At 72.0% G+C, this 26,353-nt stretch carries 26 protein-coding genes; 18 read left to right on the top strand and 8 right to left on the bottom strand.

Features of this window, described 5'->3' with window-relative positions; genetic code table 11:
• Positions 1-4 precede the first annotated feature (4 nt).
• From SSP29_RS01530 to SSP29_RS01510, 5 genes are all read left to right on the top strand, one after another.
• Entirely contained in the window at positions 5-826 is an 822-nt protein-coding gene (locus SSP29_RS01530) for a fumarylacetoacetate hydrolase family protein (protein ID WP_089098614.1), read from the top strand.
• Complete coding sequence (locus SSP29_RS01525) at positions 823-2,043, top strand: amidohydrolase family protein (protein WP_089098613.1); 1,221 nt, start codon at positions 823-825, stop codon at positions 2,041-2,043. Before SSP29_RS01530 ends, SSP29_RS01525 begins: the two co-directional genes overlap by 4 nt.
• Complete coding sequence (locus tag SSP29_RS01520) at positions 2,040-3,521, top strand: carboxylesterase/lipase family protein (protein WP_089098612.1); 1,482 nt, start codon at positions 2,040-2,042, stop codon at positions 3,519-3,521. The genes SSP29_RS01525 and SSP29_RS01520 overlap by 4 nt, the downstream gene beginning before the upstream one ends.
• Positions 3,522-3,548: 27 nt before the next feature.
• The gene (locus tag SSP29_RS01515) at positions 3,549-4,046 is read left to right on the top strand and encodes a carboxymuconolactone decarboxylase family protein (protein ID WP_089098611.1); all 498 of its coding nucleotides are present in this window, start codon (positions 3,549-3,551) and stop codon (positions 4,044-4,046) included.
• A gap of 186 nt (positions 4,047-4,232) precedes the next feature.
• Complete coding sequence (locus SSP29_RS01510; protein ID WP_089098610.1) at positions 4,233-4,973, top strand: GntR family transcriptional regulator; 741 nt, start codon at positions 4,233-4,235, stop codon at positions 4,971-4,973.
• 60 nt (positions 4,974-5,033) lie between these two features.
• Here SSP29_RS01510 and SSP29_RS01505 read toward each other — a convergent pair whose 3' ends face one another.
• Positions 5,034-5,822: an SDR family NAD(P)-dependent oxidoreductase gene (locus SSP29_RS01505; RefSeq protein WP_089099753.1), complete on the bottom strand. Its 789-nt coding sequence runs from the start codon at positions 5,820-5,822 to the stop codon at positions 5,034-5,036.
• Between the two features lie 333 nt (positions 5,823-6,155).
• On the opposite strand from SSP29_RS01505, the gene SSP29_RS01500 reads away from it, so the two are divergent.
• Together SSP29_RS01500 and SSP29_RS01495 are read left to right on the top strand one after the other, a co-directional pair.
• A complete protein-coding gene (locus SSP29_RS01500; RefSeq protein ID WP_089098609.1) occupies positions 6,156-7,265 on the top strand; it encodes a formylglycine-generating enzyme family protein in 1,110 nt (369 codons plus the stop codon).
• Between the two features lie 40 nt (positions 7,266-7,305).
• The gene (locus SSP29_RS01495) at positions 7,306-8,445 is read left to right on the top strand and encodes an FG-GAP repeat domain-containing protein (RefSeq protein WP_089098608.1); all 1,140 of its coding nucleotides are present in this window, start codon (positions 7,306-7,308) and stop codon (positions 8,443-8,445) included.
• A gap of 74 nt (positions 8,446-8,519) precedes the next feature.
• Here the strand turns inward: SSP29_RS01495 and SSP29_RS01490 are convergent, their stop codons facing one another.
• Both SSP29_RS01490 and SSP29_RS01485 read right to left on the bottom strand, forming a co-directional pair.
• Positions 8,520-10,142, bottom strand: a complete 1,623-nt coding sequence (locus SSP29_RS01490; RefSeq protein WP_089098607.1) for a multicopper oxidase family protein — start codon at positions 10,140-10,142, stop codon at positions 8,520-8,522.
• A gap of 223 nt (positions 10,143-10,365) precedes the next feature.
• Positions 10,366-11,028, bottom strand: a complete 663-nt coding sequence (locus SSP29_RS01485) for an N-acetylmuramoyl-L-alanine amidase (protein ID WP_089098606.1) — start codon at positions 11,026-11,028, stop codon at positions 10,366-10,368.
• A 60-nt stretch (positions 11,029-11,088) separates the two neighbouring features.
• Between SSP29_RS01485 and mnmA the strand changes: the two genes are divergently transcribed.
• On the top strand, positions 11,089-12,225 hold the full coding sequence (mnmA, locus tag SSP29_RS01480) for a tRNA 2-thiouridine(34) synthase MnmA (protein ID WP_089098605.1): 1,137 nt from the start codon (positions 11,089-11,091) through the stop codon (positions 12,223-12,225).
• On the opposite strand, the gene SSP29_RS01475 is transcribed toward mnmA, so the two are convergent.
• Entirely contained in the window at positions 12,201-12,527 is a 327-nt protein-coding gene (locus SSP29_RS01475) for a DUF427 domain-containing protein (protein WP_089098604.1), read from the bottom strand. The genes mnmA and SSP29_RS01475 overlap by 25 nt on opposite strands.
• Before the next feature lie 128 nt (positions 12,528-12,655).
• On the opposite strand from SSP29_RS01475, the gene SSP29_RS01470 reads away from it, so the two are divergent.
• Together SSP29_RS01470 and SSP29_RS01465 are read left to right on the top strand one after the other, a co-directional pair.
• On the top strand, positions 12,656-13,195 hold the full coding sequence (locus SSP29_RS01470) for an LOG family protein (RefSeq protein ID WP_089098603.1): 540 nt from the start codon (positions 12,656-12,658) through the stop codon (positions 13,193-13,195).
• A gap of 16 nt (positions 13,196-13,211) precedes the next feature.
• Positions 13,212-13,910: an SDR family oxidoreductase gene (locus SSP29_RS01465; protein WP_174855911.1), complete on the top strand. Its 699-nt coding sequence runs from the start codon at positions 13,212-13,214 to the stop codon at positions 13,908-13,910.
• A 111-nt stretch (positions 13,911-14,021) separates the two neighbouring features.
• Here SSP29_RS01465 and SSP29_RS01460 read toward each other — a convergent pair whose 3' ends face one another.
• The 3 genes from SSP29_RS01460 to SSP29_RS01455 form a co-directional block, all read right to left on the bottom strand.
• Positions 14,022-15,245 carry a cytochrome P450 gene (locus SSP29_RS01460; protein ID WP_089098601.1) on the bottom strand — a complete coding sequence of 408 codons (1,224 nt, stop codon included), beginning with the start codon at positions 15,243-15,245 and terminating at the stop codon, positions 14,022-14,024.
• A gap of 64 nt (positions 15,246-15,309) precedes the next feature.
• Positions 15,310-15,396: a hyalucidin A family RiPP precursor gene (locus SSP29_RS61675; RefSeq protein ID WP_466685575.1), complete on the bottom strand. Its 87-nt coding sequence runs from the start codon at positions 15,394-15,396 to the stop codon at positions 15,310-15,312.
• Positions 15,397-15,402: 6 nt separating this feature from the next.
• Positions 15,403-16,569 carry a cytochrome P450 gene (locus tag SSP29_RS01455; protein WP_089098600.1) on the bottom strand — a complete coding sequence of 389 codons (1,167 nt, stop codon included), beginning with the start codon at positions 16,567-16,569 and terminating at the stop codon, positions 15,403-15,405.
• Between the two features lie 274 nt (positions 16,570-16,843).
• On the opposite strand from SSP29_RS01455, the gene SSP29_RS01450 reads away from it, so the two are divergent.
• The 3 genes from SSP29_RS01450 to SSP29_RS01440 all read left to right on the top strand — a co-directional run bounded on the left by SSP29_RS01450 (position 16,844) and on the right by SSP29_RS01440 (position 22,508).
• Positions 16,844-17,845: a methionine synthase gene (locus SSP29_RS01450; RefSeq protein ID WP_150133363.1), complete on the top strand. Its 1,002-nt coding sequence runs from the start codon at positions 16,844-16,846 to the stop codon at positions 17,843-17,845.
• Between the two features lie 13 nt (positions 17,846-17,858).
• Entirely contained in the window at positions 17,859-20,054 is a 2,196-nt protein-coding gene (gene ligA, locus SSP29_RS01445; protein ID WP_089098599.1) for an NAD-dependent DNA ligase LigA, read from the top strand.
• 213 nt (positions 20,055-20,267) lie between these two features.
• Complete coding sequence (locus tag SSP29_RS01440) at positions 20,268-22,508, top strand: putative bifunctional diguanylate cyclase/phosphodiesterase (protein ID WP_089098598.1); 2,241 nt, start codon at positions 20,268-20,270, stop codon at positions 22,506-22,508.
• Between the two features lie 156 nt (positions 22,509-22,664).
• Here SSP29_RS01440 and SSP29_RS01435 read toward each other — a convergent pair whose 3' ends face one another.
• Entirely contained in the window at positions 22,665-23,243 is a 579-nt protein-coding gene (locus tag SSP29_RS01435) for a TetR/AcrR family transcriptional regulator (RefSeq protein ID WP_089098597.1), read from the bottom strand.
• Between the two features lie 97 nt (positions 23,244-23,340).
• Here SSP29_RS01435 and SSP29_RS01430 point away from each other — a divergent pair, with 97 nt between their 5' ends.
• The 5 genes from SSP29_RS01430 (at position 23,341) to SSP29_RS01410 (ending at position 26,353) form a co-directional block, all read left to right on the top strand.
• Positions 23,341-23,712 (top strand): DUF4267 domain-containing protein, encoded by a 372-nt coding sequence (locus SSP29_RS01430; RefSeq protein ID WP_089099751.1) that lies wholly within the window; start codon positions 23,341-23,343, stop codon positions 23,710-23,712.
• Positions 23,713-23,748: 36 nt separating this feature from the next.
• Positions 23,749-24,240: a cupin domain-containing protein gene (locus SSP29_RS01425; protein WP_089098596.1), complete on the top strand. Its 492-nt coding sequence runs from the start codon at positions 23,749-23,751 to the stop codon at positions 24,238-24,240.
• A 77-nt stretch (positions 24,241-24,317) separates the two neighbouring features.
• A complete protein-coding gene (gatC, locus tag SSP29_RS01420) occupies positions 24,318-24,614 on the top strand; it encodes an Asp-tRNA(Asn)/Glu-tRNA(Gln) amidotransferase subunit GatC (protein ID WP_067164579.1) in 297 nt (98 codons plus the stop codon).
• A 6-nt stretch (positions 24,615-24,620) separates the two neighbouring features.
• Complete coding sequence (gene gatA, locus SSP29_RS01415) at positions 24,621-26,114, top strand: Asp-tRNA(Asn)/Glu-tRNA(Gln) amidotransferase subunit GatA (RefSeq protein WP_089098595.1); 1,494 nt, start codon at positions 24,621-24,623, stop codon at positions 26,112-26,114.
• Complete coding sequence (locus tag SSP29_RS01410; protein WP_089098594.1) at positions 26,111-26,353, top strand: hypothetical protein; 243 nt, start codon at positions 26,111-26,113, stop codon at positions 26,351-26,353. The genes gatA and SSP29_RS01410 overlap by 4 nt, the downstream gene beginning before the upstream one ends.

Raw genomic sequence — 26,353 nt, 5'->3', positions numbered from 1 at the left:
GCAGATGCGCATCGCCCGCCTCGCCGGCCGTACCGTCCTGCTGACCCCGGACGGCGCCATCGACGTACCGGCCGCCCTCGCCGCCGACCCCTTCGCCCGCTGGGACGACCTGCGCCTGTGGTCCGCCGCCGCGACCGGCGCCCGCCCGTACGACGAGGCCGACCTTGAGCCCCCGGTGCCGGCCCCCCGCCAGATCTTCGCCGTCGCCCTCAACTACCGCCCGCACACCGCCGAGGCGGGTTACGAGGAGCCCGAAGTCCCGCTCGTCTTCACCAAGTTCGCCACCTGCCTCACCGGCCCGTACACCACGGTCACGCTGCCGCCCGGCCATGTCGACTGGGAGCTGGAACTGGTCGCGGTCATCGGCCGGGAGGCCCACCAGGTGCCGGAGGAGAAGGGCTGGGACCCGGTCGTCGCGCTCACCGTCGGCCAGGACCTCTCCGAGCGGATCAGCCAACTCGCGGGCAGGCCCGCCCAGTTCTCGCTCGGAAAGTCCTACCCGGGCTTCGGCCCCGTCGGCCCCGCGCTCGTCAGCCTGGACGAGGTCGACGACCCGGACGACCTGGAGCTGACCTGCGAGCTGAACGGCGAGACCGTCCAGCACGACCGCACCGCCAACATGATCTTCCCGATCCCCCGGCTGGTCGCCCACCTCAGCCGGTTCTGCACGCTCCTGCCCGGTGACCTGATCTTCACCGGCACCCCCGCGGGCGTGGGCAACCGCCGGATCCCGCAGCGCTTCCTGACCCCCGAGGACGAACTGGTCAGCAGGATCGGGGGAGTCGGCGAGATGCGGCACCGCTTCTGGAGGCCGAGGAACCCATGACCGGCACGCTCTTCACCGACGTCCACGTCTTCGACGGCACGGGCCGCGAGCCGTTCCCCGCGCAGGTCCTGGTCGAGGGCAACCGCATCACCGCGGTCGCCGGGCACATCCCGCGCGACCTGACCGCCACGGCCCGCGTGCTCGACGGAGGGGGCGGCACCCTGCTCCCCGGACTCGTCGACGCCCACGCCCACCTCGGCTTCGGCTCCACCGTCGAGCACCTCTCCCGGCGCCGCGACGAACCGGACGAGGAGAAGGCCCTGCTCGTCGCGCACGCGGGGCGGGTCCTCCTCGACCACGGCATCACCAGCGCCTACTCCGGCGGCAACCGGCTGCCCGGCACGGAGGTCGCCGCCCGCAAGGCCTTCGCCGAGGGCTGGATGCCCGGCCCGCGCCTCAAGGCCGCCTCCTGGGAGGGCAGCGCGGGCATGGTCGAGCCGGGTGTCTACGACTTCCCGGGCATCGACGGCCGCGCCTCCGACCCGGAGTCGGTCGCCCGCTTCGTCGCCGACATGGCCGAACTCGGCGTCGACATCGTCAAGTTGTCCCTCTCCGGCGAGAGCGCCGTCGTACAAGGGACTTCGCGGATCGTGCAGTTCACCGACGAGGAGGTGGCCGCCGCCGCGTACACCGCCGAGAAGCACGGCGTCTGGCTCACCGCGCACGCGCACGCCGCCGAGTCGGTCAAGACGGCCGTACGGCACGGCATCCGCGCCGTCTACCACTGCACCTTCGCCGACGAGGAGGCCCTCGACCTCCTCCAGGCCGCCCGCGACCGGATCTTCGTCGCCCCCACCCCCGGCATCATCCACGCCAACCTCCACGAGGCCGGCGGCGAACCCGAGCCCGGCATGGAGGTCGAGGCCACCCGGGACGCGGTGTGCGCGGTCGTACCGGAACTCGTGGCGCGCGGCATCCGGGTCGTCCCCGGCGGCGACTACGGCTTCGCCTGGAACCCGGTCGGCCGCAATCTGCGGGACCTGGAGCTGTTCGTGGACTGGTTCGGCTTCACCCCGGCCGAGGCGCTGCGCGCGGCGACCGGGTACGGCGGCCAGGTGATGGGGATGGGGGAGGAGCTGGGACTGATCCGGGAGGGGTACCTCGCGGACCTGGTGCTGGTCGACGGCGACCCGCTGGCCGACATCCGGATCCTCCAGGACCGCGACCGACTGCGGGTGATCATGAAGAACGGCGTGCTGCACAAGGCGACCGGGTGATCAGGACCATCAGGGTCATCAGGGCCACGATCGGCGCCGGGCGGCTGGCAGGGGAGTACGACGGTGAGATCGGCGTCTTCCGGGGCATCCCCTTCGCCGAACCGCCGGTCGGAGAGCTCCGCTGGCGGCCCCCGCGGCCGCCCGCGCCCTGGGACGGCGAGCGCCGGGCCGACGCCTTCGGTCCGGCGCCGCTGCAGCCCCAGCCGCCCCGCGACTCGATCATGTACCACGCCAACTTCGCCGACCGGCGGGCGCTGGTGATGAGCGAGGACTGTCTCTACCTGAACGTGTGGACCCCGGACCCGGCGCCGGGCGCCCGGCTGCCCGTGATGGTGTGGATCCACGGCGGCGGCAACCGTTACGGCCACGGCGGCCAGGAGATCCACGACGGCCGTGCGCAGGCCCGGCGCGGCCTGGTCGTCGTCACCCTCAACCACCGGCTCGGCGCCCTCGGCTTCCTCGCCCATCCCGAACTCGCCGCCGAGGACGACCTGGGCGCCTCCGGCAACTACGGGCTGCTGGACATCGTCGCCGCCCTGACCTGGGTGCGCGAGAACATCACGGCCTTCGGCGGCGACCCCGGCCGGGTCACCCTCGCCGGCAACTCCGCCGGCGCCGCCCACATCTGCCACCTCATGGCCGCCCCGGCCGCCCGGCACCTCTTCCACGCGGCCATCGGCCAGAGCGCCTCGGGCATCGGCCGCGCGGAGGGCCCGCTGCCGGACCGGACCGCCGCGCAGAAACACGGGCTGCGCTGGGCGGAGGACCGCGGCCTCGATGTGCTGCGCCGCCTGGACGGCGTCGAACTCGTCCTCAAGGGCCACTTCGGGCCGGTCGTCGACGGCCGGGTCCTCACCGAACCGACCGACGCCGTCTTCGGCTCCGCCCGCCAGCACGCCGTCCCCCTTCTCGTCGGGACCAACGACGACGAGGGCTCGGTGTACGCCTCGCCGGACATCCTGCGCCGGCTGCCCGTCGAGCCCGGCACGGACGCCGTGTACCCGCTGCGGGACGGCGACGAAGTCCGCCGTACGGCACGGCGGTTCACGGGGGAGAGCCGGTTCGCCTACCCGGTGTGGCACTGGGCGCGGACCCACGCGGCCGTCGCACCCGCCTGGATGTACCGCTTCACCCGGACCCCGCCCCTGCCTCCCGGCCTTCCCCTCGCCCCGCCCCGCGACGGGCTCCCCGGCTACGGCGTCCACCACACCGCCGAACTGCCGTACACCCTCGACACGTTGGCGGCCCGCGCCTGGCCCTGGACCGACGCCGACCGGGAGCTGGCCCGCACCATGGCCGACACCTGGGCCCGCTTCGTCACCCGTCACGACCCGAACGGGGGCGCACTGCCCGCCTGGCCGGTGTTCACGGGCGAGCGGGCGATGGTGTTCGGAGCCGACGGGGTGGCGACGGGGCCGGTCCGGCGGCTCGACGCGCTGCGGCTGCTGGACCGGGTGCCCCGCCCCCTGCTCGACTGACGCGACCGCACGGACGGAAGGAACCCCATGGCACGACTCCCCGGCACCGAAGGCAGCGGCGAGATCGCCGACCGCGTCCGCGCCCGGCGCGGCGGCAGTCTGCACCCGCTCGACCGGATGCTGCTGCACAGCCCGCCGGTGGCCGACGGCTGGAACAGTCTGCTCGGTGCCGTACGGGAACGGATGTCGCTGCCCGCCGACCTCCGGGAACTGGTCATCCTGCGGATCGCGGTCCTCAACCGGGCGCCGTACGAATGGGCGGCCCACGAGCCGGAGGCGCGACGGGCCGGAGCGGACGACGGGCAGCTGGCCGAACTGCGCAAGGAGAAGCCGGAGTTCGAGGGACGCATCGCGCGGGTCATCGCCTACACCGACGCGATGACCCGGGACGTCCACGTCCCGGACCCGGTGTTCGACGCCCTGCGCGCCGACTTCGACGAGACCGGCCTCGCCGAACTGACGGCGACCGTGGCGGTGTACAACATGGTGTCCCGGTTCCTGGTCGCCCTGGACGTCCAGCCCTAGACGGCTGTGGCCCCGGTCGGCTGTGGCCCTGGTCGACTCTCGCCCCGGTCGGCCGCCGCTCCGGTCGGCTGTCGACAGACGGCCGGTGGTCGGTGTTCTGGGCGGTTCCGGAGTGCGATAGTGTCGACACCGATGGGTCCGCTGTGAACCCGGCACCGGGCCGGACGCGGGCCGGGAGGCCGCCGGATGACCGATCAGGACACGCATGTCGTGCTGGCCCGCCTGCTGCGGCTGCGGGACCGGCGGGAGCCGTTGGTCGCGCAGATCGCCGAGTGGGTGGGTGCCGGGATCATCGAGGGCCGGCTCGCGGCGGGCCAGGACCTCAACAGCGTCGATTTGTCACGGCGGTTCGACATCAGCCGGACCCCCGTGCGCGAGGCCCTGATGCTCCTTGAGCAGGAGGGCCTGGTCGAGATGAAGGCGCGCCGTCGGCCCCGGGTCGCCGCGCCCTCCCTCCAGGACATCCGGGACATCTACCAGGTCCGCCGCCAGCTCCTGGCGATGCTCGCCGCCCTGCTGGTGGAGCGGGCCACCGACGAGGAGATCGGCGAGCTGCGCGGCCGGGTCGAGAAGATGCGCGGACTGGCCGACGAGGGCGACGTGGACGCGTACTTCTGGAGCCATGTGCAGCTCCAGGAGCGGATGACCGAGATCGTCGGCAACGCCACCCTCAAGCAGATCCTCGACTCCCTGGCGCTGCGCACCCTCATGCTCCGCCACCTCAGCCTGACCCGCCCCGGCCGGCTCGCCTACAGCGTCGACGACCAGGAGCGGCTGATGCAGGCCTGCGAGGAGCGCGACGGCGAGCTGGCCTCCGCGCTGATCGCGGGGGCGACGGTCCGGGCGCTGCGCTCGGTCGAGGAGCAGATCCAGGAGCAGGAGGCCGGCCGCAAGCCGGCACGCCGGCGGCGCACCCCGTCGACGTGACGGCCCGGGGATCCCGGAGGCGGCCTACGGCCCCTCACTTCGCCGGTGCCCGGGGTCCCCTCACTTCGCCAGCACGCCGCCGTCCACCGGGAAGTTCCCGCCGGTGACCCACGCGGACTCGTCGGACGCCAGATAGACCGCGCACCAGGCGATGTCCTCGGGCGTGCCGACCCGGCCCAGCGGGATACGGGCGAGGAGGGCCGCCCGGGCGGCTCCCTCGTGCGCGCCGGCCGACTCGGTGGCCGGGGTGCGCACCATGCCGGGCGAGATGGTGTTGGCCCGGATCCCGGACGGCCCGCCCTCCACGGCCAGCTGGCGGGTCAGGCCGAGCACCGCCGACTTGCCCGCGCAGTGCGCGACCATGCCGAAGGTGCCGCTGCCCCGGAAGGCGTTCACCGAGGCGAAGTTGACGATCGAGCCGCCGCCGGAGGCCGCCAGGTGCGGCCAGGCCGCCCGCACCGGCAGGAACACCACGTCGACCTCGCCGCGCAGGGTCGGCGTCCACTGCTCGTCGAAGTCCATCTCCGCCGCGCTCGCCATGTGCGGGGCGATCGCGCCCGCCGTCACCAGGACGTCGATCCGGCCGTACCGCTCGAACACCGAGTCCGCGTACCGCTGGGCGTCCGCCGGGACCGTCATGTCCAGCGGGGCCATGACCTCGACCTTCGTCCCGCGTTCGGCGGCCAGTTCCCGGGTGCGTGCGGCCGCGTCCGTGTCGATGTCACAGCCGACCACGGTCGCGCCCTGCTCGGCGAAGAGCAGCGCGCAGCCCTGGCCGATCCCCGCGCCCGCGCCGGTCACGAGGGCGACCTTGCCCAAGAGGCGTTGTCCGGGCCGGGGATCGGTCATGGCGTTCTCCTCGTCGCGCGGAAGTTCCTTCAAGGTTCCTTCATCACCTGTCTAGTGTCGACAGTAAGCCTCGGTCAAGGGGTCTTGTGGCATTCACAGCCCTAGGTGTCGACACTGTTCCTCTCTTCGGGCAGACTGCGGGCTCAACGGGACGGACCGCGCTTCCGGCGCGGAACCTGCGTGCACGCGTCCAGAGAAGTCACAGGCCGGCATTGGCCGGAGCAAAGGCGCGCACCTTACGTTCCGTTGAAGGGCCGGTCACGCGGCGCGCTGTCCCCCTGAAATGCCGCGTGGTCGGCCGTCCCAGCCATCGAGTCGACGGAGGGCCGCCCCATGACCGTCGTACCACCGCACCAACAGCTGCTCAGCAGAAGGAAGTTGCTGCACGTCGCCGGCGCCTCGGCCGCCGCGCCGCTGGTCGGAGTACCGCTGGTCGGAGTCCCGCTGCCCGGCACGGCTCCGGCAGCCACAGCCACCACTGCCGAATCGGCGGCCGCGGCAGGCTCGGCGGCCGCGGCGGACTCGGTCACCGTCGCCGGGCAGACCCTGGTACCGGCCCCCGCGGACCCGGACTTCGTGTTCACGGCCGACCTGTCCAACACCGCCGGCGCCGGCGAGGCCTCGCCGATCGACTCGGCCTACTGGCTGGGGGCCTGCCAGGTCACCAACGCCCAGTACGCGGCCTTCCTCGACACGGACGCGGGTGCCGGCCACACCGTGCCGTCGTACTGGGACGACGGCACGGTCCCCACCGGCAGGGAGCAACACCCGGTCCTGGAGGTCGCGTTGGCGGACGCCGAGGCCTTCTGCGACTGGCTCACCGGGCAGGCGGACGGCTGGACCTTCCGGCTGCCGGCCGAGGCCGAGTGGGAGAGCGCGGCCCGCGGCCCCGACTCCTACGCCTACCCGTGGGGTGACACGGCCGGGACGACCTACACGGACTCCGTGCTCACCAGCAACTACAACTACAACGCGGTGTGCGCCGCGTACTACCTCGCGAACTACGGCTCCATCGAGGCCACTTACGACAACCCGGAGTCCACCCGGTACGGCGAGAGCGAGCCGGTCTCCGGGATCCTCACCGTCACCGCGACGGGTGGGGTGACCGGCTGGATCGACCACGACACCTGGACCGGGTTCGTCTACACGGACCTCTTCGACGCGCTGATGGCGACCGGCGGACTCACCTCGGCCGTGGGCGCGTACCCGGACGGCGTCAGCGCCTACGGCGCCTACGACATGGCCGGCAACTGCTTCGAGTGGACCTCCAGCGTCGTCACCGCCACCAACGGCCAGGAGGCCGGTCTGGACGTCAACGCCGTGCGCGGCGGCTCCTGGTACGCGACAGGGCGCAGCTGCACCACCCACTACCGCGGCGAGGGCCGGGACGGCAGCGGCGGCTACCCCACGGTCGGCTTCCGGGTCGCCGCCGACCAGGACTGAGCCGGTCGATGAAATCCCTTGAGCGGAAAGGAGGCAGGGCATGACACGGCGGACATCCCTGCGGATCGTCCTGGCCGGTGGGCTGGTCCTCGCCGGCGCGCTGCCCGCGACCCTCACGACCCCCGCCGTGGCCGCCGGCACCTCCTGCGTCCCGTCGTACGCCCTGACCGGCTCCGCCACCGCCGCCGCCAACACCCGGCATGTCGTCACCGCCGACCTGGACGGCGACGGCACGGTGGACGTGGTCGCCACCAACCTCGAAGGCGACTCGGTGACCGTGCTGCCCGGCGAGGGGGACGGGACGTTCGCCGCGGGCGGCACCTACGCGGTCGGGACGCACCCGTACCAGACCGTGGTCGCCGACTTCGACGGCGACGGCCGTCCGGACCTGGCGACCGCCGACTTCGGCGGGGCCCAGGTGAGCGTGGAACTGAACACCGGCGACGGCACCTTCGGTACGGCCTCGGCGATCGACGTGTCCGGGTCACCGCGGGCGCTGGCGACGGGGGATCTCAACGGGGACGGGCGGGCCGACCTGGTGGTCGCCGAGCAGCAGACCAGCACCGTGCGGGTGCTGCTCGGCAACGGCGACGGCACCTTCACCGACGCCGGCCAGACCGCCACCGGAAGCCAGCCGCACGGCATCGTCGTCGGCGACTTCGACGGCGACGGCGCCGCCGACGTGGCCACGGCGAGCGTGGGCGCCGACGGGGTGAGCGTGCTCCTCGGCGACGGCACCGGAGCCCTGGGTGCCGCCACCGAGTACGCCGCCACCGCGCGCCTCTACTCCCTCGCCGAGGGCGACTTCGACGGTGACGGCAGCCTCGACCTGGCCACGGTGAGCAACGGCGCCGACACCCTGGACGTACTGCCCGGCAACGGTGACGGCACCTTCGGTACGGCCACCGCCTACAGCACGCCCGCGCTGCCGGTCGCCGTGGGCGCCGCCGACCTGGACGGGGACGGCACCACGGACCTGCTGGTCTCTTCTCTTCAGGGCAACTCGGTCACGCCGTACACGGGCGACGGCTCGGGTACCCTCACCCGGCTGACCGACGTGCCCGCCACCGGCGCCTACGACGCGGCGGCGGCCGACCTGGACGGCGACGGCGTCCGCGACCTCGTGGTGGCGGACAGCACGGGCGGCCAGGTCGATGTGTTCCGGGGGAGCTGTCGGTGACCGGAACCTCGCGAACGGCTGCCGCCGGCACTTCCACTGCCGGCGGCAGCCTGCTCGGCAGGCCCGGGCGGCCGCTAGCTGTCCGTGACCATGAGGGACGCCATCATGCCCTCGTCCTCGTGCTGCAGCAGATGGCAGTGGAGCATGTACATGTACGTGTCGTCGGAGAAGTCGGTGAACTCCATGGCGATCTTGATGGAGCCGCCGCCGACCACCTCGTAGGTGTCGTACCAGCCGAGCTCGACGCCGGTCGGATCCGCGCCGTTGATGGAGATCAGCTGATACGGCACGTCGTGCAGATGGAACGAGTGCTCCAGCTGCGTGCTGTTCGTGATCGTCCAGATCTCCTTGGATCCCAGCGTGGTGCTGATCATGGCCATGGAGGACATGCTCGTGCCGGCCGACCCGTTGATCAGCATCTTCGTGCCGCTCTGGCCGAGGGTGATGGTCCGCGCGGTGAAGTCGCTGGTGTCGTACCGGTCGATGGTCCGCAGCGAGCTGGGCAGGTCGTCCGGGGTGTCGGTGCCGCTCGCGGTGACGGTCAGGAAGTCGTACGTGCCGCTGCCGCCGCGGACCCAGCCGGTGGTGACGACCGCCTGGAGGGTGACGTCGTCCGACATATCCATGACCATCTCGGCGCGGGCGCCGGCCACCAGCCGGATCGTGGTCACGTCCGCCGCCTCGGCCAGGTAGCCCTGGTCGGTGGCGATCTGCGTCATGGTGCCGCCGTCGCTGCGCTGGACGGTGATGATGTCCGACGGCGAGGCGTTGAGCAGTCGGAAGCGCGTCCGGGTCTTGGTAGCGGTGAAGGTGAGGGTGGTGTCGTCGACGTTGGTGCCGTTGACCAGCAGCGGGTAGCTCAGGCCGCTGCTGAGGTAGCCGGTCAGGTCGTACTTGATGTCACCGGCACTGTCGACGGCCAGGCACTGGAAGATCAGCGGGATGTCGTCCGTGCCGTAGGTGGTGGGCAGCGCGGCGCTGGTGGTGTTGTCGGCGTCATCGACGATGATCATGCCGGCCAGGCCGTGCACCGCCTGCTTCGCCGTGGTGCCCAGCGCGTGCGGGTGGTACCAGAGCGTCGTCGGGTCGTCCTTGACCGTGAAGGTCGGCGCCCAGGTGTCCCCGTCGGAGAAGGCGACCTGGGGACCGCCGTCCATCTTGGCCGGGACGTGCGCGCCGTGGAAGTGGACCGTGGTGTCCTCGCCCAGGCTGTTGGTGATGTTGAGCAGGGCCGTGTTGCCCTTGGTCCACTTCATGGTGGGGCCGAGGAACGACTGGTTGTAGCCGGCGGTGGTGCTGGTGACGCCGCTGAGCACCTCGGCGGTGCCGGTCTTCGCCTCCAGCGTGTAGGTGGTGGTGCTGTCGGAGGTGGTGCCCTCCAGGAGGTCCGGGATGGTCAGGGTGGCGGTGTTGGTGGCCGCGCCGGCCTTGTTGCCGTTCGCGTCGGTCAGCAGGGCGAAGGTGGAGCCGGCCGCGGCGACGGCGCCCAGACCGACCCCGGCCATGCCGCCGAGGAACTTCCGGCGGTGAACGCCCTTGCCGCGCTTGGCCGTTCCTTCCTTGGAGTGCTCGGCGTCCGTGGTGCGCTCGGCCTTGGAGTGCTCCGCCTTGGCGCCCTTGGCGCGACGGCGCCTGCCGCCGGTGACCTGCTCTTCTTCGTTGTTCGCCTCGAAGGCGGGATCTGTGGTGTGGGTCATGGCCCCGGATGTTTGTCCTGGGGTCTGTGTGAAATCTGAGGCGAATTTAGGAGCGAACCGGTGGAACTGTGAAGCGGCCATGGATGCTGGTAATGCTTAACTCCCTTGAAAAAGCGCCGAGTTGAGCAGACGCAGCTGGGGCCGGGGGCGCGGGACGCAACGGACACAGACGGCGCGCAGCGCGACCACAGGATAACGATTAAGTCACAGGTGGAACCGGGTGTCAGGCTTGTCCGACGCGCCGAACAAGCCCCATGTAACGCCCCCAGTCCCAGTGCTTGCCCGGGTCGGTGTGGTCCGTCCCCGGCACCTCCACATGACCGATCACGTGCTCGCGGTCCGTCGCCATGCCGTACCGCCGGCAGATCGCGGCCGTCAGCCGCGCCGAGGCCGCGTACATCGCGTCGGTGAAGTCCTCCGGACGGTCCACGAACCCCTCGTGCTCGATCCCGACACTCCGCTCGTTGTACGACCGGTTCCCCGCGTGGAACGCCACGTCCAGCTCGCGGACCAGCTGGGTGATCCGCCCGTCCTTGCGCACGATGTAGTGCGCCGCCGCCTCGTGCGCCGGGTCCTGGAAGGCCTTCACCGCGCTCGCGTAACCGCCCTGGGTGACATGGATGACCACCCGGTCGATCGGATAGTCGGCCGGCCGGTCCGCCGTCCGGTAGTTCGCGGGCGACGCGGCCACCCAGCGCGCACCCTTGAAGTCCACCGCGCCCGCCACCCGGGCCTTGCGCACCCCCGGCAGCCGCCAGTACAGCCGCGTCAGCTCGTCCCTGGTCAGCGCCACCGTGCCCACGGCCGCCGCCGCCCCGCCGACCAGCAGCGCCCGCCGCCCGATCCGCCGGTCCCGGTCCCCCGCCACTGCCTGATGTGCCCCCATGCGATCTCCAACGGATACTCGCGGGCCCCGGTTCCCGCGCCCCCGTACCCTGGAGGGGCTATGACTGACACCTCGCAGCGCACCCGCCCCCTCCGCGTCCTCGCCGCCATGTCGGGCGGCGTGGACTCCGCCGTCGCCGCCGCCCGCGCGGCCGAGGCCGGCCACGACGTCACCGGCGTCCATCTCGCGCTCTCCGCGAACCCGCAATCCTTCCGCACGGGCGCCCGGGGCTGTTGCACCATCGAGGACTCCCGCGACGCCCGCCGCGCCGCCGACGTCATCGGCATCCCGTTCTACGTCTGGGACCTCGCCGACCGCTTCCGCGAGGACGTCGTCGAGGACTTCGTCGCCGAGTACGAGGCGGGCCGCACCCCCAACCCGTGCCTGCGCTGCAACGAGAAGATCAAGTTCGCGGCCCTGCTCGACAAGGCCCTCGCTCTGGGCTTCGACGCCGTCTGCACCGGCCACTACGCGAAGATCGTGACGCACCCCGACGGCTCCCGCGAGCTGCACCGCGCTTCCGACATGGCGAAGGACCAGTCGTACGTCCTCGGTGTCCTGGACGACCGGCAGCTCGCCCACGCCCTCTTCCCGCTCGGCGACACCCTCACCACCAAGGACGAGATCCGCGCCGAGGCCGAGCGCCGGGGCCTCGCGGTCGCCAAGAAGCCCGACTCGCACGACATCTGCTTCATCGCCGACGGCGACACCCAGGGCTTCCTGGCCCAGCGGCTCGGCAAGGCCGAGGGCGACATCGTCGACGAGACGGGCGCGAAGCTCGGCACCCACGAGGGCGCCTACGGCTTCACGATCGGCCAGCGCAAGGGCCTGCGCATCGGCACGCCCGCCGCCGACGGCAAGCCGCGCTACGTCCTCGACATCTCGCCGGTGAACAACACGGTGACGGTCGGCCCGGCCGCCGCCCTCGACGTGACCGGACTGACCGCCATCAAGCCCCGCTGGTGCGGCGCCGCCCCCACCGGCCCCGGCGTCTACACCGCCCAGCTCCGCGCCCACGGCGGCGAGACCGAGGTGAGCGCGGCACTGACCGACGGCGAACTGCACGTCACGTTCACCGAGCCGGTCCGCGGCGTCGCCCCCGGCCAGGCGATCGTCCTGTACGACGACACCCGCGTCGTCGGCTCGGCGACCATCGCGTCGACGGTCCGGCGTCAGCCGGTGACGTCGACCTCGTAGAAGCAGAGGTGGTCCTTGATCTGGGCGACGTCGGGCTTGGGCTCGGGGTACGCCCAGACCAGGTCCGGCGCGTCCGGCAGGGACCAGTAGGAGGCGGTCCCCTTGAAGGGGCAGACGGTGTGCGTCTCGGAGGGCGTGAGCAGGTCGAGCCGCACGTCCTCGGCGGGGATGTAGTAGCGCACGGGAGAGCCGGTCTCGTGCAGGACGAGAGGCCGGTCGCTCTCGGCGAGGACCAGGTCCCCGTGCGTGACGCGGACGTGCTGCTGGGACTGCTCGATGGTGATCGTGTGTCCAGAGGCCATACGAGGTTGACGCTGACGGACGCCCACTTGTTCCCAAGGACCAGCTTCTTTGCCTAGGGGCGCGAGGAACTGCGCGACCAGCCACATACGGCCCGCACCCGCCAGACGGCAATGCCTACCCTTTCCCCATGCGAATCTGTGTCTTCCTCTCCGCGGCAGATCTCGACGACCGCTACACCCGCCCCGCCCGCGACTTCGCGGAACTCATCGGCAAGGGCGGCCACACCCTGGTCTGGGGCGGTTCCAACGTCGGCCTCATGAAGGTCGTCGCGGACGGCGTCCAGGAAGCCGGCGGCAAGCTGGTCGGCGTCTCCGTCGGCTTCCTCGCCAACAAGGCCCGCCCCGGCGCCGACGAGATGGTCGTCGCGGCCGACCTCGCGGAGCGCAAGCGGCTCCTCCTGGAGAAGGCCGACGCCGTGGTGATCATGGTCGGCGGCACCGGCACGCTCGACGAGGCCACCGAGATCCTGGAGCTGAAGAAGCACGGCCGCACCGACAAGCCCGTCGTCCTGCTCAACACCGCCGGCTTCTACGACGGCCTGAAGGAACAGTTCCACCGCATGGAGCAGGAGGGCTTCCTGCCCCGCCCCCTGGCGGAGCTGATGTTCTTCGCCGAGGAACCGGCACAGGCCCTGGCCCACCTGGAGCAGGGTCCCGGCGCCCGCTGATGCGAGCATGGGCCCCATGGCAACTCATGTGATCACCGGTGCCGGTTCCGGCATCGGCGCCGCCGTGGCCCGCCGCCTGCACGCGCGCGGGGACGAACTCGTGCTGCACGCGCGCGACGCGGGCCGCGCGAAGGAGCTGGCCGCCGAGTTCCCCGGCGCCCGCACCCTGGTCGGCGACCTGGCGGACCCGGACAAGCTCTCCTGGGCCTTCTCCCACCAGACCCTCCCGGACCGGGTGGACTCGCTGCTGCACATCGCGGGCGTCGTCGACCTGGGCGAGGTCGGCGAGCTGACCCCGAAGTCCTGGCGCCACCAGCTCAACGTCAACCTGGTCGCCCCGGCCGAGCTCACCCGCCACTTCCTGCCCCAGCTCCGTGCCGCCCGCGGCCACGTGCTGTTCGTGAACTCCGGCGCGGGACTCAACGCGCACGCGGGCTGGTCGGCGTACGCGGCCTCCAAGCACGGTCTGAAGGCCCTGGCCGACTCCCTCCGCGCCGAGGAGCACGGCAACGGCGTCCGGGTGACCTCGGTCTACCCGGGCCGCACGGCGAGCCCGATGCAGGCGAAGGTCCACCAGCAGGAGGGCAAGGAGTACGACCCGGCGCGCTGGATCGACCCGGAGTCGGTGGCGACCACGATCCTGACCGCCCTGGACCTGCCGGGGGACGCGGAGATCAACGACCTCACCGTGCGCCCCGGCCCGCTTCCCGGTTGAGCCTGTGCACAGCGCCCCGTAAGGGGCGCGGGGCTGTATGGGATGTGCGGCTGCCGCCGCGTGGGCGCGACCAGCCACGACGGCGCCGCGGACGAACGACGGCGCATCCGCTCACCGCAGCACCAGCCGCCCGTGGAAGTTCTCCGGCACCGGCGCGAACCGCAGGGCCATCGTGACCGCGTCCGGATCCGCCACGGTCAGCCGGTAGCGGGTGCACAGCAGGTGGCACAGGGCCATGAGCTGGACGACGGCGATGTTCGCGCCGATGCACTTCTTCGGCGCCCAGCCGAACGGCACGTAACTGGTCCGGTCGGCCGGGCCGTGCGGCGCGCCCGGGAGGAAGCGGTCCGGGTCGAAGACGTCGGGCTGTTTCCAGACCCGCTCGTCGCGGTGGATCAGGTGCGGGCTCAGCAGGTACCACTGCCCAGGCTCCAGCCGGGTCTTCCCCAGGTCGAACCCGAACGTGGAGCGGCGCACCAGCAGCAGCGGCGGGCTCCACATCCGCAGCACCTCCTTCACGAACCGGTGGGTGACCGGGGCCGCCCTGGTGGGCGCCGTACGGAACTCCACCGGGTCCACGGCGCACAGCTCGGCTTCGAGCCGGCGCTGCCACTCCGGGTGCCGGACGAACTCGTACAGCACGCTCGCGGCGGCGGTCCCGGGCGGGCCTCCGATGGCGGTGAGGACGGTGGTCACCACGTCCAGCGCGCGGTCCATGCCGAGCTCCGGCAGCAGGTCCACGAAGGGGTCGGCGAGGTCCGGCTCGCGCCCGCGCCGGCCACGGGCGCGCTGCCGCAGGACCCGGCGCACCACCAGCCCGGCCCGCACCTGGACGGCGACGTGCCGCAGATGGTGCAGGACGCCGCCCGGCGCGGGCGACACCAGCCGCGCCAGCTTCATCTCCAGGTCCCGGCGGACCAGATCCGCCTCGGCGCCGGTGAGTCCGCCGAGCGCGACGGGCAGCAGCGACCGCAGCGCCACGTCCTGCATCAGCAGGGTCAGGTCGGTGTCCTGCCCGGTCCGCGCGTCCAGCACCCGCTCCATGCGCTCGATCAGCAGGCCGTGCTGCTCCGCCGTCGCGAGGGCGTGCAGCTGGGTCATCCAGGCGGCGCGGATCCGGCTCCACCGCATCTCGGGGCTGCGCCGCCGGCGCACCATGTCGACGAGCCGGTCGTGCATGACGTACCTCTGCCAGTTGACGGCGCTGACCCGGCGGGCCGCCTCCGGCTCGAAGACCCCGAGCCGCTGGTCGTCGACCCAGAAGACGCCTTCCTCCTGGGCGCTGCGCCGCCGCATGGAACTCAGGAAGTCCTCGGGGTGCTGCGGGGTGGTCATCGTGGGCGTTCCCCTCGTGGGAGCGCGGGGAGCCGACCGGCTGTCGCCTCCCCGCGCGGGCCGGTCAGATGTGGTGGTACAGGTACCAGAACTGCCCGTACGAGCGTCGGACGTTGAGGACCGACTTCGTCTTGAGGTACAGCGCGCGCATGCTGGTTCACCTCCTCTCGGGACAGCCGTCGGGACGGCTCAGCGTCGCGGTGAACCGCGGCGGAGCCAGCGCCGGACCCACCTGGGGTCCGCCGCCGTCAGGGGTGACCGACACACGCCAGTCACGGGTGAGGAGGCCCACGAGGTCCTCCAGCAGCCGTACGGTGACGGTCGCGCCGGCGCAGGTGTGCGCACCGAGACCGAACGGCAGGTAGGCCCCGTCGGGCGCGCCCTCGGCCCAGCGCTCCGGGACGAACTCGTCGGGCCGCTCCCAGTACCCGGGGTGCCGGTGCACCAGGTAGCTGCACACCATCAGCCGGTCCCGGGGCGTGACCGGCGTCCCGCCCAGCTCCTGCGCACGGCTCGGGGTGCGGGCGAACAGCCACGCCACCGGCCACAGCCGCAGTGCCTCGCGGACGGTCCGGCCCGGGTCCGCCGCGGCCCGGTCCGGGTGCGTGCCGAGGAGCAGCACCGACCAGCCGAGCGCGAACCCGATCGAACCGGCCGTGGCGAACAGGAACGACAGGTAGACCTCGACGAGTTCGCGCGGATCCGCGGCCGGGCCGCCCCCGCCGACGACGACGTCGACGAGGTCGCGCGGCCCCGCCGGATGGTCCAGCGGCCGCGCCGCGCGCTGCCGGGCCCGTATCTCCGTGTGCAGGGCGTGCAGCGCACGGCGCCGGAACAGCAGCCGGGACGGCGCGGGGTGGCGCTGCCGGGCACCCGCCAGCACCGCGCGGGCGACGATCGCCTCCACCGTCCGGTGCAGCCCGGGCGGTGCGTCCGGGTGCAGCAGCACATCACGCAGATGCCGCAGGACGAGCAGGTTCCCGGCGTCCGGCCACTCGCTGCGCGGTGCCAGCCGCTCGGCGACCAGCCGGGGCAGGTCCGCCCGGTGGTCCAGAAGATGACGCTGTACGAGACTCCGGGCCGCGCGGCCGATCGTGAGCTGTGCCGAGCGCGGCCCGAAGACGCCGTGCCGGTGGTGGTAGAAGTCGGAGGTCTCCGCGACGACACCGTGCCGGTTGCCCATGACGGCCCGCGCCGCCTCGGGATCGGCCACGCACACCGCGCCGCCCAGCGCCGAGCGCCACACGTCGGACCCGGCCTCGAACTCCGCCTTCAGCAAGGAGAGTTCGTCGCCGGGCGCGGGAGGTTGCGGCGACGACGTCATGGGTGTCCTCCCTGAGCGGCGGCGGGGCCGGTCTGCGGTGCGGGGCGGGCGCCCCGGCCGACGGACCCAGCCTGCGCAGCGGGCCGCGCCCTGTCGCCCGTTGTGCCGTTGAGCGGAACGAATCGTGCGAGCTGGATGAATGGTGCGAGCGGAACGAGCGGAATGAGTGGGGTGATCGGGGTGATATGTTGCGCGGTCCGCCGGGCCGTGTCGGCGAGGCACTCCGGGAGGCACGGCCGCACACCGCACCGTCCGCCCCGCATAGGCTCCTCACGTGAACGCAATCTCCGACTTCGGCCCTGCCACCGGCATCGGCTCGCTCCCCGGCACCGACGCCCGCGAGGCCGCCAAGGCCGCGACCGGCAGCTTCGAGGACTTCCCCTTCCTGCCCGAGCTGCCCGCCCGCGGCCCCGGCGCCGACATGATCGGCCGCACCGCGGGCCTGCTCGCCGAGCTGTACGCGCGCGTGGAGCCCAGCGGCTGGCGGCTCGGCGACCGGCCGGGCCGGGACACCCGGCGGGCCCGGTCCTGGCTGGGCGAGGACCTGGACGCGCTGGAGGAGTTCACCCAGGAGTACGAGGGTCCGTTGAAGGTGCAGGCGGTCGGCCCCTGGACCCTCGCCGCCGCCCTGGAGCTGCGCAACGGCGAGTCGGTCCTCTCCGACCCCGGCGCCTGCCGTGACCTGGCCGCCTCCCTCGCCGAGGGCCTGCGCCTCCACCTGGCCGAGATGCAGCGGCGCATCCCCGGCGCCCGCCTGGTGCTCCAGCTCGACGAGCCGTCCCTCACCGCCGTACTGCGCGGTCAGGTGAAGACCGCCTCCGGCTACCGCACCCATCGCGCCGTCGACCGCCAGGTCGTCGAGTCCGCCCTGCGCGACGTGTTCGGCGTCCACCCCGACGGCCCGGTCGTCGTCCACTCCTGCGCCCCCGACGTCCCCTTCGCCCTGCTCCGCCGAGCCGGAGCGGCCGCGGTCTCCTTCGACTTCTCGCTCCTCACCGAACGTGACGACGATGTGATCGGCGAGGCCGTGGAAGGGGGGACCCGGCTCTTCGTCGGTGTCGTACCGGGCACGGACACGGCATTGTCAGACCCTGCCGGTAGCGTCATGGGTGTCAGGACGCTGTGGCGCAGGCTGGGGCTGCGACCGGGGCTTCTCGCGGAGTCCGTCACGGTCACTCCGGCGTGCGGGCTGGCGGGCGCTTCCCCCGCGTACGCCCGGCAGGCGCTCGCCCACTGCGTCCGGGCGGCGAGATCACTCGCGGACAACCCAGAGTAACGGGAGGAACACGGTGGCCGGCGACAAGCAGCAGGCGGAGACGGCAGTGCCCGCCGAGGCACGGGAGCAGCACGCGCGGCTCGCCGAGCAGATCGAGGAGCACCGCTTCCGGTACTACGTGAAGGACGCTCCGGTCGTCAGCGACGCGGAGTTCGACAAGCTCCTCAAGACCCTGGAGGCGCTGGAGGACGAGCACCCCGAGCTGCGCACGCCCGACTCTCCGACCCAGAAGGTCGCGGGGGCGTACGAGACGGAGTTCACGTCGGTCGAGCACCGCGAGCGGATGCTGTCGCTGGACAACACGTTCAACGACGACGACCTGGCCGCCTGGGCCGAGCGGATCCACAAGGAACTGGGCGACCAGGAGTACCACTTCCTGTGCGAGCTCAAGGTCGACGGCCTCGCCGTCAACCTCACCTACGAGCACGGCCGCCTCACCCGCGCGGCGACCCGCGGCGACGGCCGCGCCGGCGAGGACATCACGCCCAACGTCCGTACGATCGCCGAGATCCCGGACCGGCTGCACGGCGAGCGCGTCCCCGACCTGGTCGAGATCCGCGGCGAGGTCTACTTCCCGATGGAGAAGTTCGCCGAGCTCAACGAACGCCTGCTCGCGGCCGGCGACAAGCCGTTCGCCAACCCGCGCAACGCGGCGGCCGGTTCACTGCGCCAGAAGGACCCGCGGGTCACCGCCTCCCGCCCGCTGCACATGGTCGTGCACGGCATCGGCGCCCTGGAGGGCTTCGAGGGCCTCGGCCGGCTCTCCGAGGCCTACGACCTGCTCAAGACCTGGGGCCTGCCCACCTCCCCGCACAACAGGGTGGTCGACGACCTCGACGGCGTACGGGAGTTCATCGCCTACTACGGCGAGAACCGGCACTCCGTGGCGCACGAGATCGACGGTGTCGTGGTCAAGCTGGACGAGATCCGGCTCCAGGGGCGCCTCGGCTCGACGGCCCGGGCCCCCCGGTGGGCGATCGCGTACAAGTACGCGCCGGAAGAGGTCAACACCAGGCTGATCGACATCAAGGTGGGCGTCGGCCGCACCGGGCGCGTCACGCCGTACGCCCAGGTCGAGCCGGTCACCGTGGCCGGCAGCGAGGTGGAGTTCGCCACCCTGCACAACCAGGAGGTCGTCAAGGCCAAGGGTGTGCTGATCGGCGACATGGTGGTGCTGCGCAAGGCCGGTGACGTCATCCCGGAGATCCTCGGCCCGGTCGTCGACCTGCGGGACGGCAGCGAGCGGGAGTTCGTGATGCCGGCCGAGTGCCCCGAGTGCGGGACGCCGCTGCGGCCCATGAAGGAGGGCGACATCGACCTCCGCTGCCCCAACGCCCGTGCCTGCCCGGCCCAGCTGAGAGAGCGGGTGTCCTACCTCGCGGGCCGCGAGTGCCTGGACATCGAGCACTTCGGCGGGGTCGCGGCGGCGGCGCTCACCCGGCCGCTGGAGCCCGCCGCCCCGCCGCTGGTCGACGAGGGCGACCTCTTCGACCTCACCATCGAGAAGCTGCTGCCCATCAAGGCGTACGTCCTCGACCCGGACAGCGGGCTGCCCAAGCGCGATCCCAAGACCGGTGAGGAGAAGGTCGTCACGGTCTTCGCCAACCAGAAGGGCGAGCCCAAGAAGAACACCCTCGCCCTGCTCCAGAAGATCGAGGAGGCCAAGACCCGCCCGCTCGCCCGCTTCCTCAACGGCCTGTCCATCCGGCACGTCGGACCGGTCGCCGCCCAGGCACTGGCCCGCGAGTTCCGCTCCATCGACCGCATCGAGCAGGCCACCGAGGAGGAGCTGTCGAACATCGACGGCGTCGGCGGCATCATCGCGACCGCGCTCAAGGAGTGGTTCGCCGAGGAGTGGCACCGCGAGATCATCCGAAAGTGGAAGGCCGCTGGAGTTCCGCTGGAGGACGAGTCCACCGGAGAGGACGAGGGGCCGCGTCCGCTGGAGGGCCTCACCGTCGTCGTGACCGGCACCCTGGAGCACTACACCCGGGACGGCGCCAAGGATGCACTGCAGACCCGCGGGGCCAAGGTGACCGGTTCGGTGTCGAAGAAGACAGCGTTCGTGGTCGTGGGTGACAACCCCGGATCGAAGTACGACAAAGCGATGCAGCTGAAGGTTCCGGTTCTGAACGAGGATGGATTTGTCGTCCTTTTGGAGCAGGGGCCGGACGCGGCGGCCGAAGTCGCCCTTCCAACCGAGGAGTAGCGGTTGAAGGCCACCCGTTCGGCGCATATCAGATGCATACGGGTGGCCGGGGCGCAATCGGGCAACCGTAGACGACCGCTGCCCGTGGAAGCCTTCTGCGGCCTACTGTTGAGATGTGCACCTGCCGTGCCCAGCTGCGGTCGGGGCATCCCCGTGCTCCGGCTGGGCACGGACCGCATGGCGTGGGCACCGCCGGCTGTGAGAGGGACGGGAATGGAACCGACCGAGAGCGCCGCCCCGGGCGCGCGGCTGCCGCTGCGCCGTCGGGCGTGCGCGTGGCGGGGGAGCCGGTGGACGGTGCGAAGCGATCGGCGTCCCGGCCTGCCGGGCAGGCCGGCGGTGAGCGGCGCGGCGGACGCGCGCGACCCGCTGCCGCTGGCCGCCGTCGAGCCACCGCCCGGCCTGGTCGGCACCGATCACGAACGGCACCTGTCCTGGCCCGCGTTGCCCGCCGGGGTCGTCGCGGCCGCCGCGTTCGTCCTCGGCGCCGGTTTCTACCGCGCGTTCTCCGACAACCACGCCCTCTTCCCGTCCGGCACGGTCGGCTGGTCGCTGGCCGTGCTGACCGGCATCATCGTCGGCCACCTCGTCCTGCTCGGCCGCGCCCGCTGGTGGGGCGGCACCGGCTCCGGCGCCGCCCTCACCCTCGCCGTCCTCCTGCTCTACGGCTGGGTGCCCGCCGGCATGGTCAGCCTCACCGTCGTGGTCCTGGTCGGCATAGCCAGGCGCCACCGCTGGCGGCAGGGTGTCCTGCACGGCGCGGTGGACATCCTCGGCATCGGGGCCGGCGCGCTGGTGCTCGGCGTGTTCGGACGCGTCCCGACCGTCGAGTCGCCCTGGGACCCCGCCGGCTGGAGTGTCGCCGCCGCCCCCGAGGTCGTGCTCGTCGCGGCCGCCTACCTCGCCGTCACCCGGGCCCTGCTCTGGTACCTGCACGCACCGCGCGGCGGCGGCCTGCCCACCGTCGCCCGCACCGCCCTGATGCGCCAGGGTCTGGTCGCCGTCGCCCTGCTCGGCATCGCCCCGCTGATCTGCGTGGTCGCCGTCGCCCAGCCGCTGCTGCTGCCGCTGTTCTCCATCCCGCTGGTCGCCCTCGACTCCACCCTGTGGATAGCCCGGGCCCGCGCCGAGGAGCAGCTGCGCGACCCGCTGACCGGACTGCCCAACCGGCAGTGGCTCCTCGAACGGATCTGGACCGCTCTGGACGACGCCGAACGCATCGGCGCCCGCTCCGCCCTCATGCTGATCGACCTCGACCGGTTCCGTTCGGTCAATGACACGCTCGGTCATCTCGCCGGTGACCGGCTGCTCCTCCAGATAGCCGACCGGCTGCGGGCCGCGCTGCCGCGCGGTGCGGAGGCGGCCCGGCTCGGCGGCGACGAGTTCGCGGTGTTACTCCCGGTCGCCGACTCCACGACCTCGGCCACCCGGGTGGCCCGCGGCCTGGTGACGGCTCTCTCGTCCCCGCTCGACCTCGACGGACTCACCCTCGTCCTGGAGGCCAGCGCGGGTGTCGCCGTCTTCCCCGACCACGCGCTCGACGCGGAGGGGCTGCTGCGCCGGGCGGACGTGGCGATGTACCAGGCCAAGCGGGACCGTACCGGCGTCGAGGTGTACGAGTCCAAGCGGGACTCCAACACCCCCGACCGGCTGGGCCTGCTGGGCGATCTGCGGCGCGCCCTGGACGCCCACGAGGTGCAGCTGCACTACCAGCCGAAGGTGCGCTTCGACGGCCAGGTGGCCGGACTGGAGGCGCTCGTGCGGTGGGTGCACCCGGAGCGGGGGAAGGTGCCGCCGGACGAGTTCATAGCGATCGCCGAGTCGTCCGGGCTGATGCCCCATCTGACGGAGTACGTACTGGAGACCGCGCTCGGGCAGGTCGCCCGGTGGCGGGCGCAGGGGCTGCGGGTGCCGGTGGCGGTCAACGTCTCGCCGCGGGACGTCCACACGCCGGGGTTCGCGGGCCTGGTGGCGGCGCGGCTGGCGCGGCACGGGGTGCCGGCCGGGGCGCTGCAGCTGGAGATAACCGAGCATGTGCTTCTGGAGGACCCGCAGCGGGCCGCCGACACCCTCGCTGGGCTGCACGGGCACGGCGTGAAGATGTCGCTCGACGACTTCGGCACGGGGTATTCGTCGCTCGTGCATCTGCGGCGGCTGCCGGTGAGCGAGCTGAAGATCGACCGGTCCTTCGTGGCCCGGCTGGCCGTCGACAACGAGGACGCGGAGATCGTGCGCTGCACGGTCGACCTCGCGCATTCGCTGGGGCTGATGGTGGTCGCGGAGGGGGTGGAGGACGACGAGACGTGGGAGCGGCTGCGGGACCTCGGGTGTGACGCGGTGCAGGGGTGGCTGGTGGCCGCGGCAATGCCGCCGGAGGAGGCCACGGCGTGGCTGCTGGCGCGGGGGTCGCGGGGGTGGCAGCGGCCGCGGGCCGCGTTGCCGGCCGCCGAATAGTCGCCCACCCGCCCGCCCGTTCACCGTTTCCGGAGAGGCGAGCGTCTGCCGTGGGGGTGCGGTGGTGTCGGCGGGTGCGGGTGCGTTGTGGTTGCTCGCGCCCACGCGGCGGAGCCGCATATCAGACACAGCCTCGCGCCCCCAAAAAATGGGCCCTTACGGAGTTGTGAAGTGCCCGACCAGCAGCGCCAGCCTCGTCTCGTGGGCCTCCTCCGGCAGGCGGCCGCTGCGCATCAGGGTCACCAGGCCGTGCAGACCTGCCCAGAACGTCTCCGTCAGGGTGCCGGGGTCGTCGTCGCCCGTGACGGTCGGCTCGACCGCCTGCAACAGCTCACCGAACGCCGCCCACAGGGCCTTTGGGGCCTCCTGGGTCGCGAACGGCAGGTCCACCCGGTGCGTGAACATCGCGTCGTACAGCGCGGGGCGCCGACGGCCGAACGACGTGTAGGCCTCCGCCACCGCCGTCAGTGACTCCCGGGTGCCCTCCACCGCGGCTCGCGCCGCCCGCAGCTCCGCCGCCATCTCCGCGAAGCCCTGGACGGCCACTGCCGCCATGATCGCGTCCTTGCCCTTGAAGTGGCTGTAGAGGACCGGCTGGCTGTACTCGATCTCGGCGGCCAGGCGGCGGGTCGTCACCGCGTCCCAGCCCTCCGCCTCCGCGAGTTCCCGCGCGGCCGTGACGATCAGCTGCTCCCGCTCTGCCCGCTCGCGCTCCCGGCGCCCTTGAATCGACATGCTCTGGATTCTAGCAGTGCTAGCCAATCTGTCGATGCTCTGCTAGCTTCGCTATCAGTCCTAGCGCTGCTAGAAAAACGGAAACGGAGTGTCCGTCATGACTGTCACCGCCTACACCCTCGCCGTCGTGCTCGACCTGTTCGTCGCCTTCATCGGCGCGCGGTTCCTGTTCCAGCCCGGGCCCGCCGCGGCCGGCTACGGCGTCCCCGCCGACCCGAAGGGCGACGCCGCCGCCTACCTCACGATCAAGGGGGTCAGGGACGGCACGTTCGGCGTCATGGGCCTCGCCCTGCTCGCCTTCGCCGGCGCGCACGCCGAGGCCTGGTTCATGCTCTGCGTGGCACTCGTTCCGCTCTGCGACACGCTGATAGTCCTGCGGAACGGCGGGACGAAGGCGGTCGCCTACGGGATCCACTTCGCCACCGCGATCGTTGTGCTGATCAGCGCGGTGCTGCTGTTCCTCGTCTGACCGGTCGGCACGTCGTCATCAACAGGGGGTTCTGAAATGTCGTTGTTCGTACCGAAGTTCGATGAGTCCGTGATCGTGCGGGAGGCCGACGCCGAGGTGGTCGGCGGTGACCCCACCCGGGTCCGGCTGCTCGCCGACAGCAGCGCCACCGGCGGCGCGCTCTCCACCGTGCGGGTCACGCTGGGGGAGGGCGCCGACGGCGCCGTACCGCATCTGCACCGCAACTCCGCCGAGATGTTCTACCTGCTCGACGGCGCCGCCGACGTGCTCTCCGGCGACGACGTCGTCACCGCCGGACCCGGTGACCTGGTCGTCGTCCCGCCCGGCAAGCCGCACGCCTTCGCCGCGGTCCCCGGCAGCACCGCCGACATCCTCATCGTCATCACACCCGGCGTGGAGCGCTTCGAGTACTTCCGCCATCTCCAGCGGCTGCGCCTCGGCGAGGCCACCCTGGAGAGCCTCCTGGAGGTGCAGGAGCTGTACGACAACCACTACCTGCGGAGCGAGCCCTGGGACACCCGTCACTGAAACCGTTTAACGGCTGACCGGCACTGCCCCATAGGATTGGCTCCAAACCACACACACTCACCCCAGAGGAACGCTGCATGCCTGGCATCACGCGCGAGGAGGTCGCCCACCTCGCCCGGCTGGCGCGTCTGGAGCTGAAGCCCGAAGAACTCGAACACTTCGCAGGCCAGCTGGACGACATCATCGGCGCGGTCGCCCGCGTCAGCGAGGTCGCCGACCAAGACGTACCGCCGACCTCGCACCCGCTGCCGCTGACGAACGTCATGCGCGCGGACGAGGTCCGTCCCTCGCTCACCCCCGCGCAGGCGCTCTCCGGCGCCCCGGCCCAGGAGCAGCAGCGTTTCAAGGTGCCGCAGATCCTGGGGGAGGACTAGACAGCCATGACGGACATCATCAAGCTCGGCGCCGCCGACATCGCCGCGAAGATCGCCTCCGGCGAGCTCACGGCCGTCGAGGTCACCGAGGCACACCTCGCCCGCATCGAGGCCGTCGACGAGAAGGTGCACGCCTTCCTGCACGTCGACCGCGAGGGCGCCCTGGCGCAGGCCCGTGCCGTCGACGAGAAGAAGGCCCGGGGCGAGAAGCTCGGGCCGCTCGCCGGCGTCCCGCTCGCGCTCAAGGACATCTTCACCACCGAGGGCGTTCCGACGACCGTCGGCTCGAAGATCCTGGAAGGGTGGATCCCGCCCTATGACGCCACCCTCACCAAGCGCCTCAAGGCCGCCGACGTCGTCATCCTCGGCAAGACCAACATGGACGAGTTCGCCATGGGGTCCTCCACCGAGAACAGCGCGTACGGGCCGACCGGCAACCCGTGGGACCTCACCAAGATCCCCGGCGGCTCGGGCGGCGGTTCGTCCGCCGCGCTCGCCTCCTTCCAGGCGCCGCTCGCCATCGGCACCGACACCGGCGGCTCCATCCGCCAGCCGGCCGCCGTCACCGGCACGGTGGGCGTCAAGCCGACGTACGGCGCCGTCTCGCGGTACGGCATGGTCGCGTTCTCCAGCTCCCTGGACCAGGGCGGGCCGTGCGCCCGTACGGTCCTGGACGCGGCGCTGCTGCACGAGGTCATCGCCGGACACGACCCGCTGGACTCCACGTCGATCGACACGCCCGTCCCGCCGGTCGTCGAGGCCGCCCGCAACGGCAGCGTCGAGGGCATGCGCGTCGGTGTCGTCAAGCAGTTCCGCGGCGAGGGCTACCAGGCCGGTGTCATCCAGCGGTTCGACGAGTCCGTCGCGCTGCTGAAGGACCTGGGCGCCGAGATCGTCGAGCTGGACTGCCCGTCCTTCGACCTCGCGCTGTCGGCGTACTACCTCATCGCGCCGAGCGAGTGTTCGAGCAACCTCGCCCGCTTCGACGGCCTGCGCTACGGCCTGCGGACGGGCGACGACGGCGGCCACTCGGCCGAGGAGGTCACCTCCCTCACCCGTGAGGCGGGCTTCGGCCCCGAGGTCAAGCGCCGCATCATGCTCGGCACCTACGCCCTGTCGAGCGGGTACTACGACGCCTACTACGGCTCCGCCCAGAAGGTCCGCACGCTCATCACGCGCGACTTCGAGAAGGCCTTCGAGCAGGTGGACGTCATCGTGTCGCCCACGACGCCGACCACCGCCTTCGCGATCGGCGAGCGCGCCGACGACCCGATGGCGATGTACCTGGCCGACCTGTGCACCATCCCGACGAACCTCGCGGGCAACGCGGCGATGTCACTGCCCTGCGGTCTCGCCCCGGAGGACAACCTCCCGGTGGGCCTGCAGATCATCGCCCCGGCGCTGAAGGACGACCGGCTTTACAAGGTCGGCGCCGCCGTCGAGGCTGCCTTCGTGGAAAGGTGGGGCCACCCGCTCCTGGAGGAGGCACCGTCGCTGTGAGCAACGCACTGTCGAAGGCCAAGGGCTTCAAGAAGTCGAAGTCCGGTACGTACCTGTCCATGGCCACCACCGCGTTCGGCGCGGTCGGTGTCGCCAAGCAGATCAAGAAGGCCCGCGCCGAGCACGACACGCTCCGGCTCATCGACGCCACCGTGTCCGCCGTCGCGATCGTCACCGGTTTCGCCCTGCTGTACCGCGAGCTGAAGCGGCTGGGCGACGACGACGTCCTGCTGGGCTGA

The sequence above is a fragment of the Streptomyces hyaluromycini genome (genome assembly GCF_002217755.1).
Taxonomy (GTDB): domain Bacteria; phylum Actinomycetota; class Actinomycetes; order Streptomycetales; family Streptomycetaceae; genus Streptomyces; species Streptomyces hyaluromycini.
Note: the sequence above shows the minus strand (reverse complement) of the source record. Positions and strands in the feature narration are given on the sequence as shown.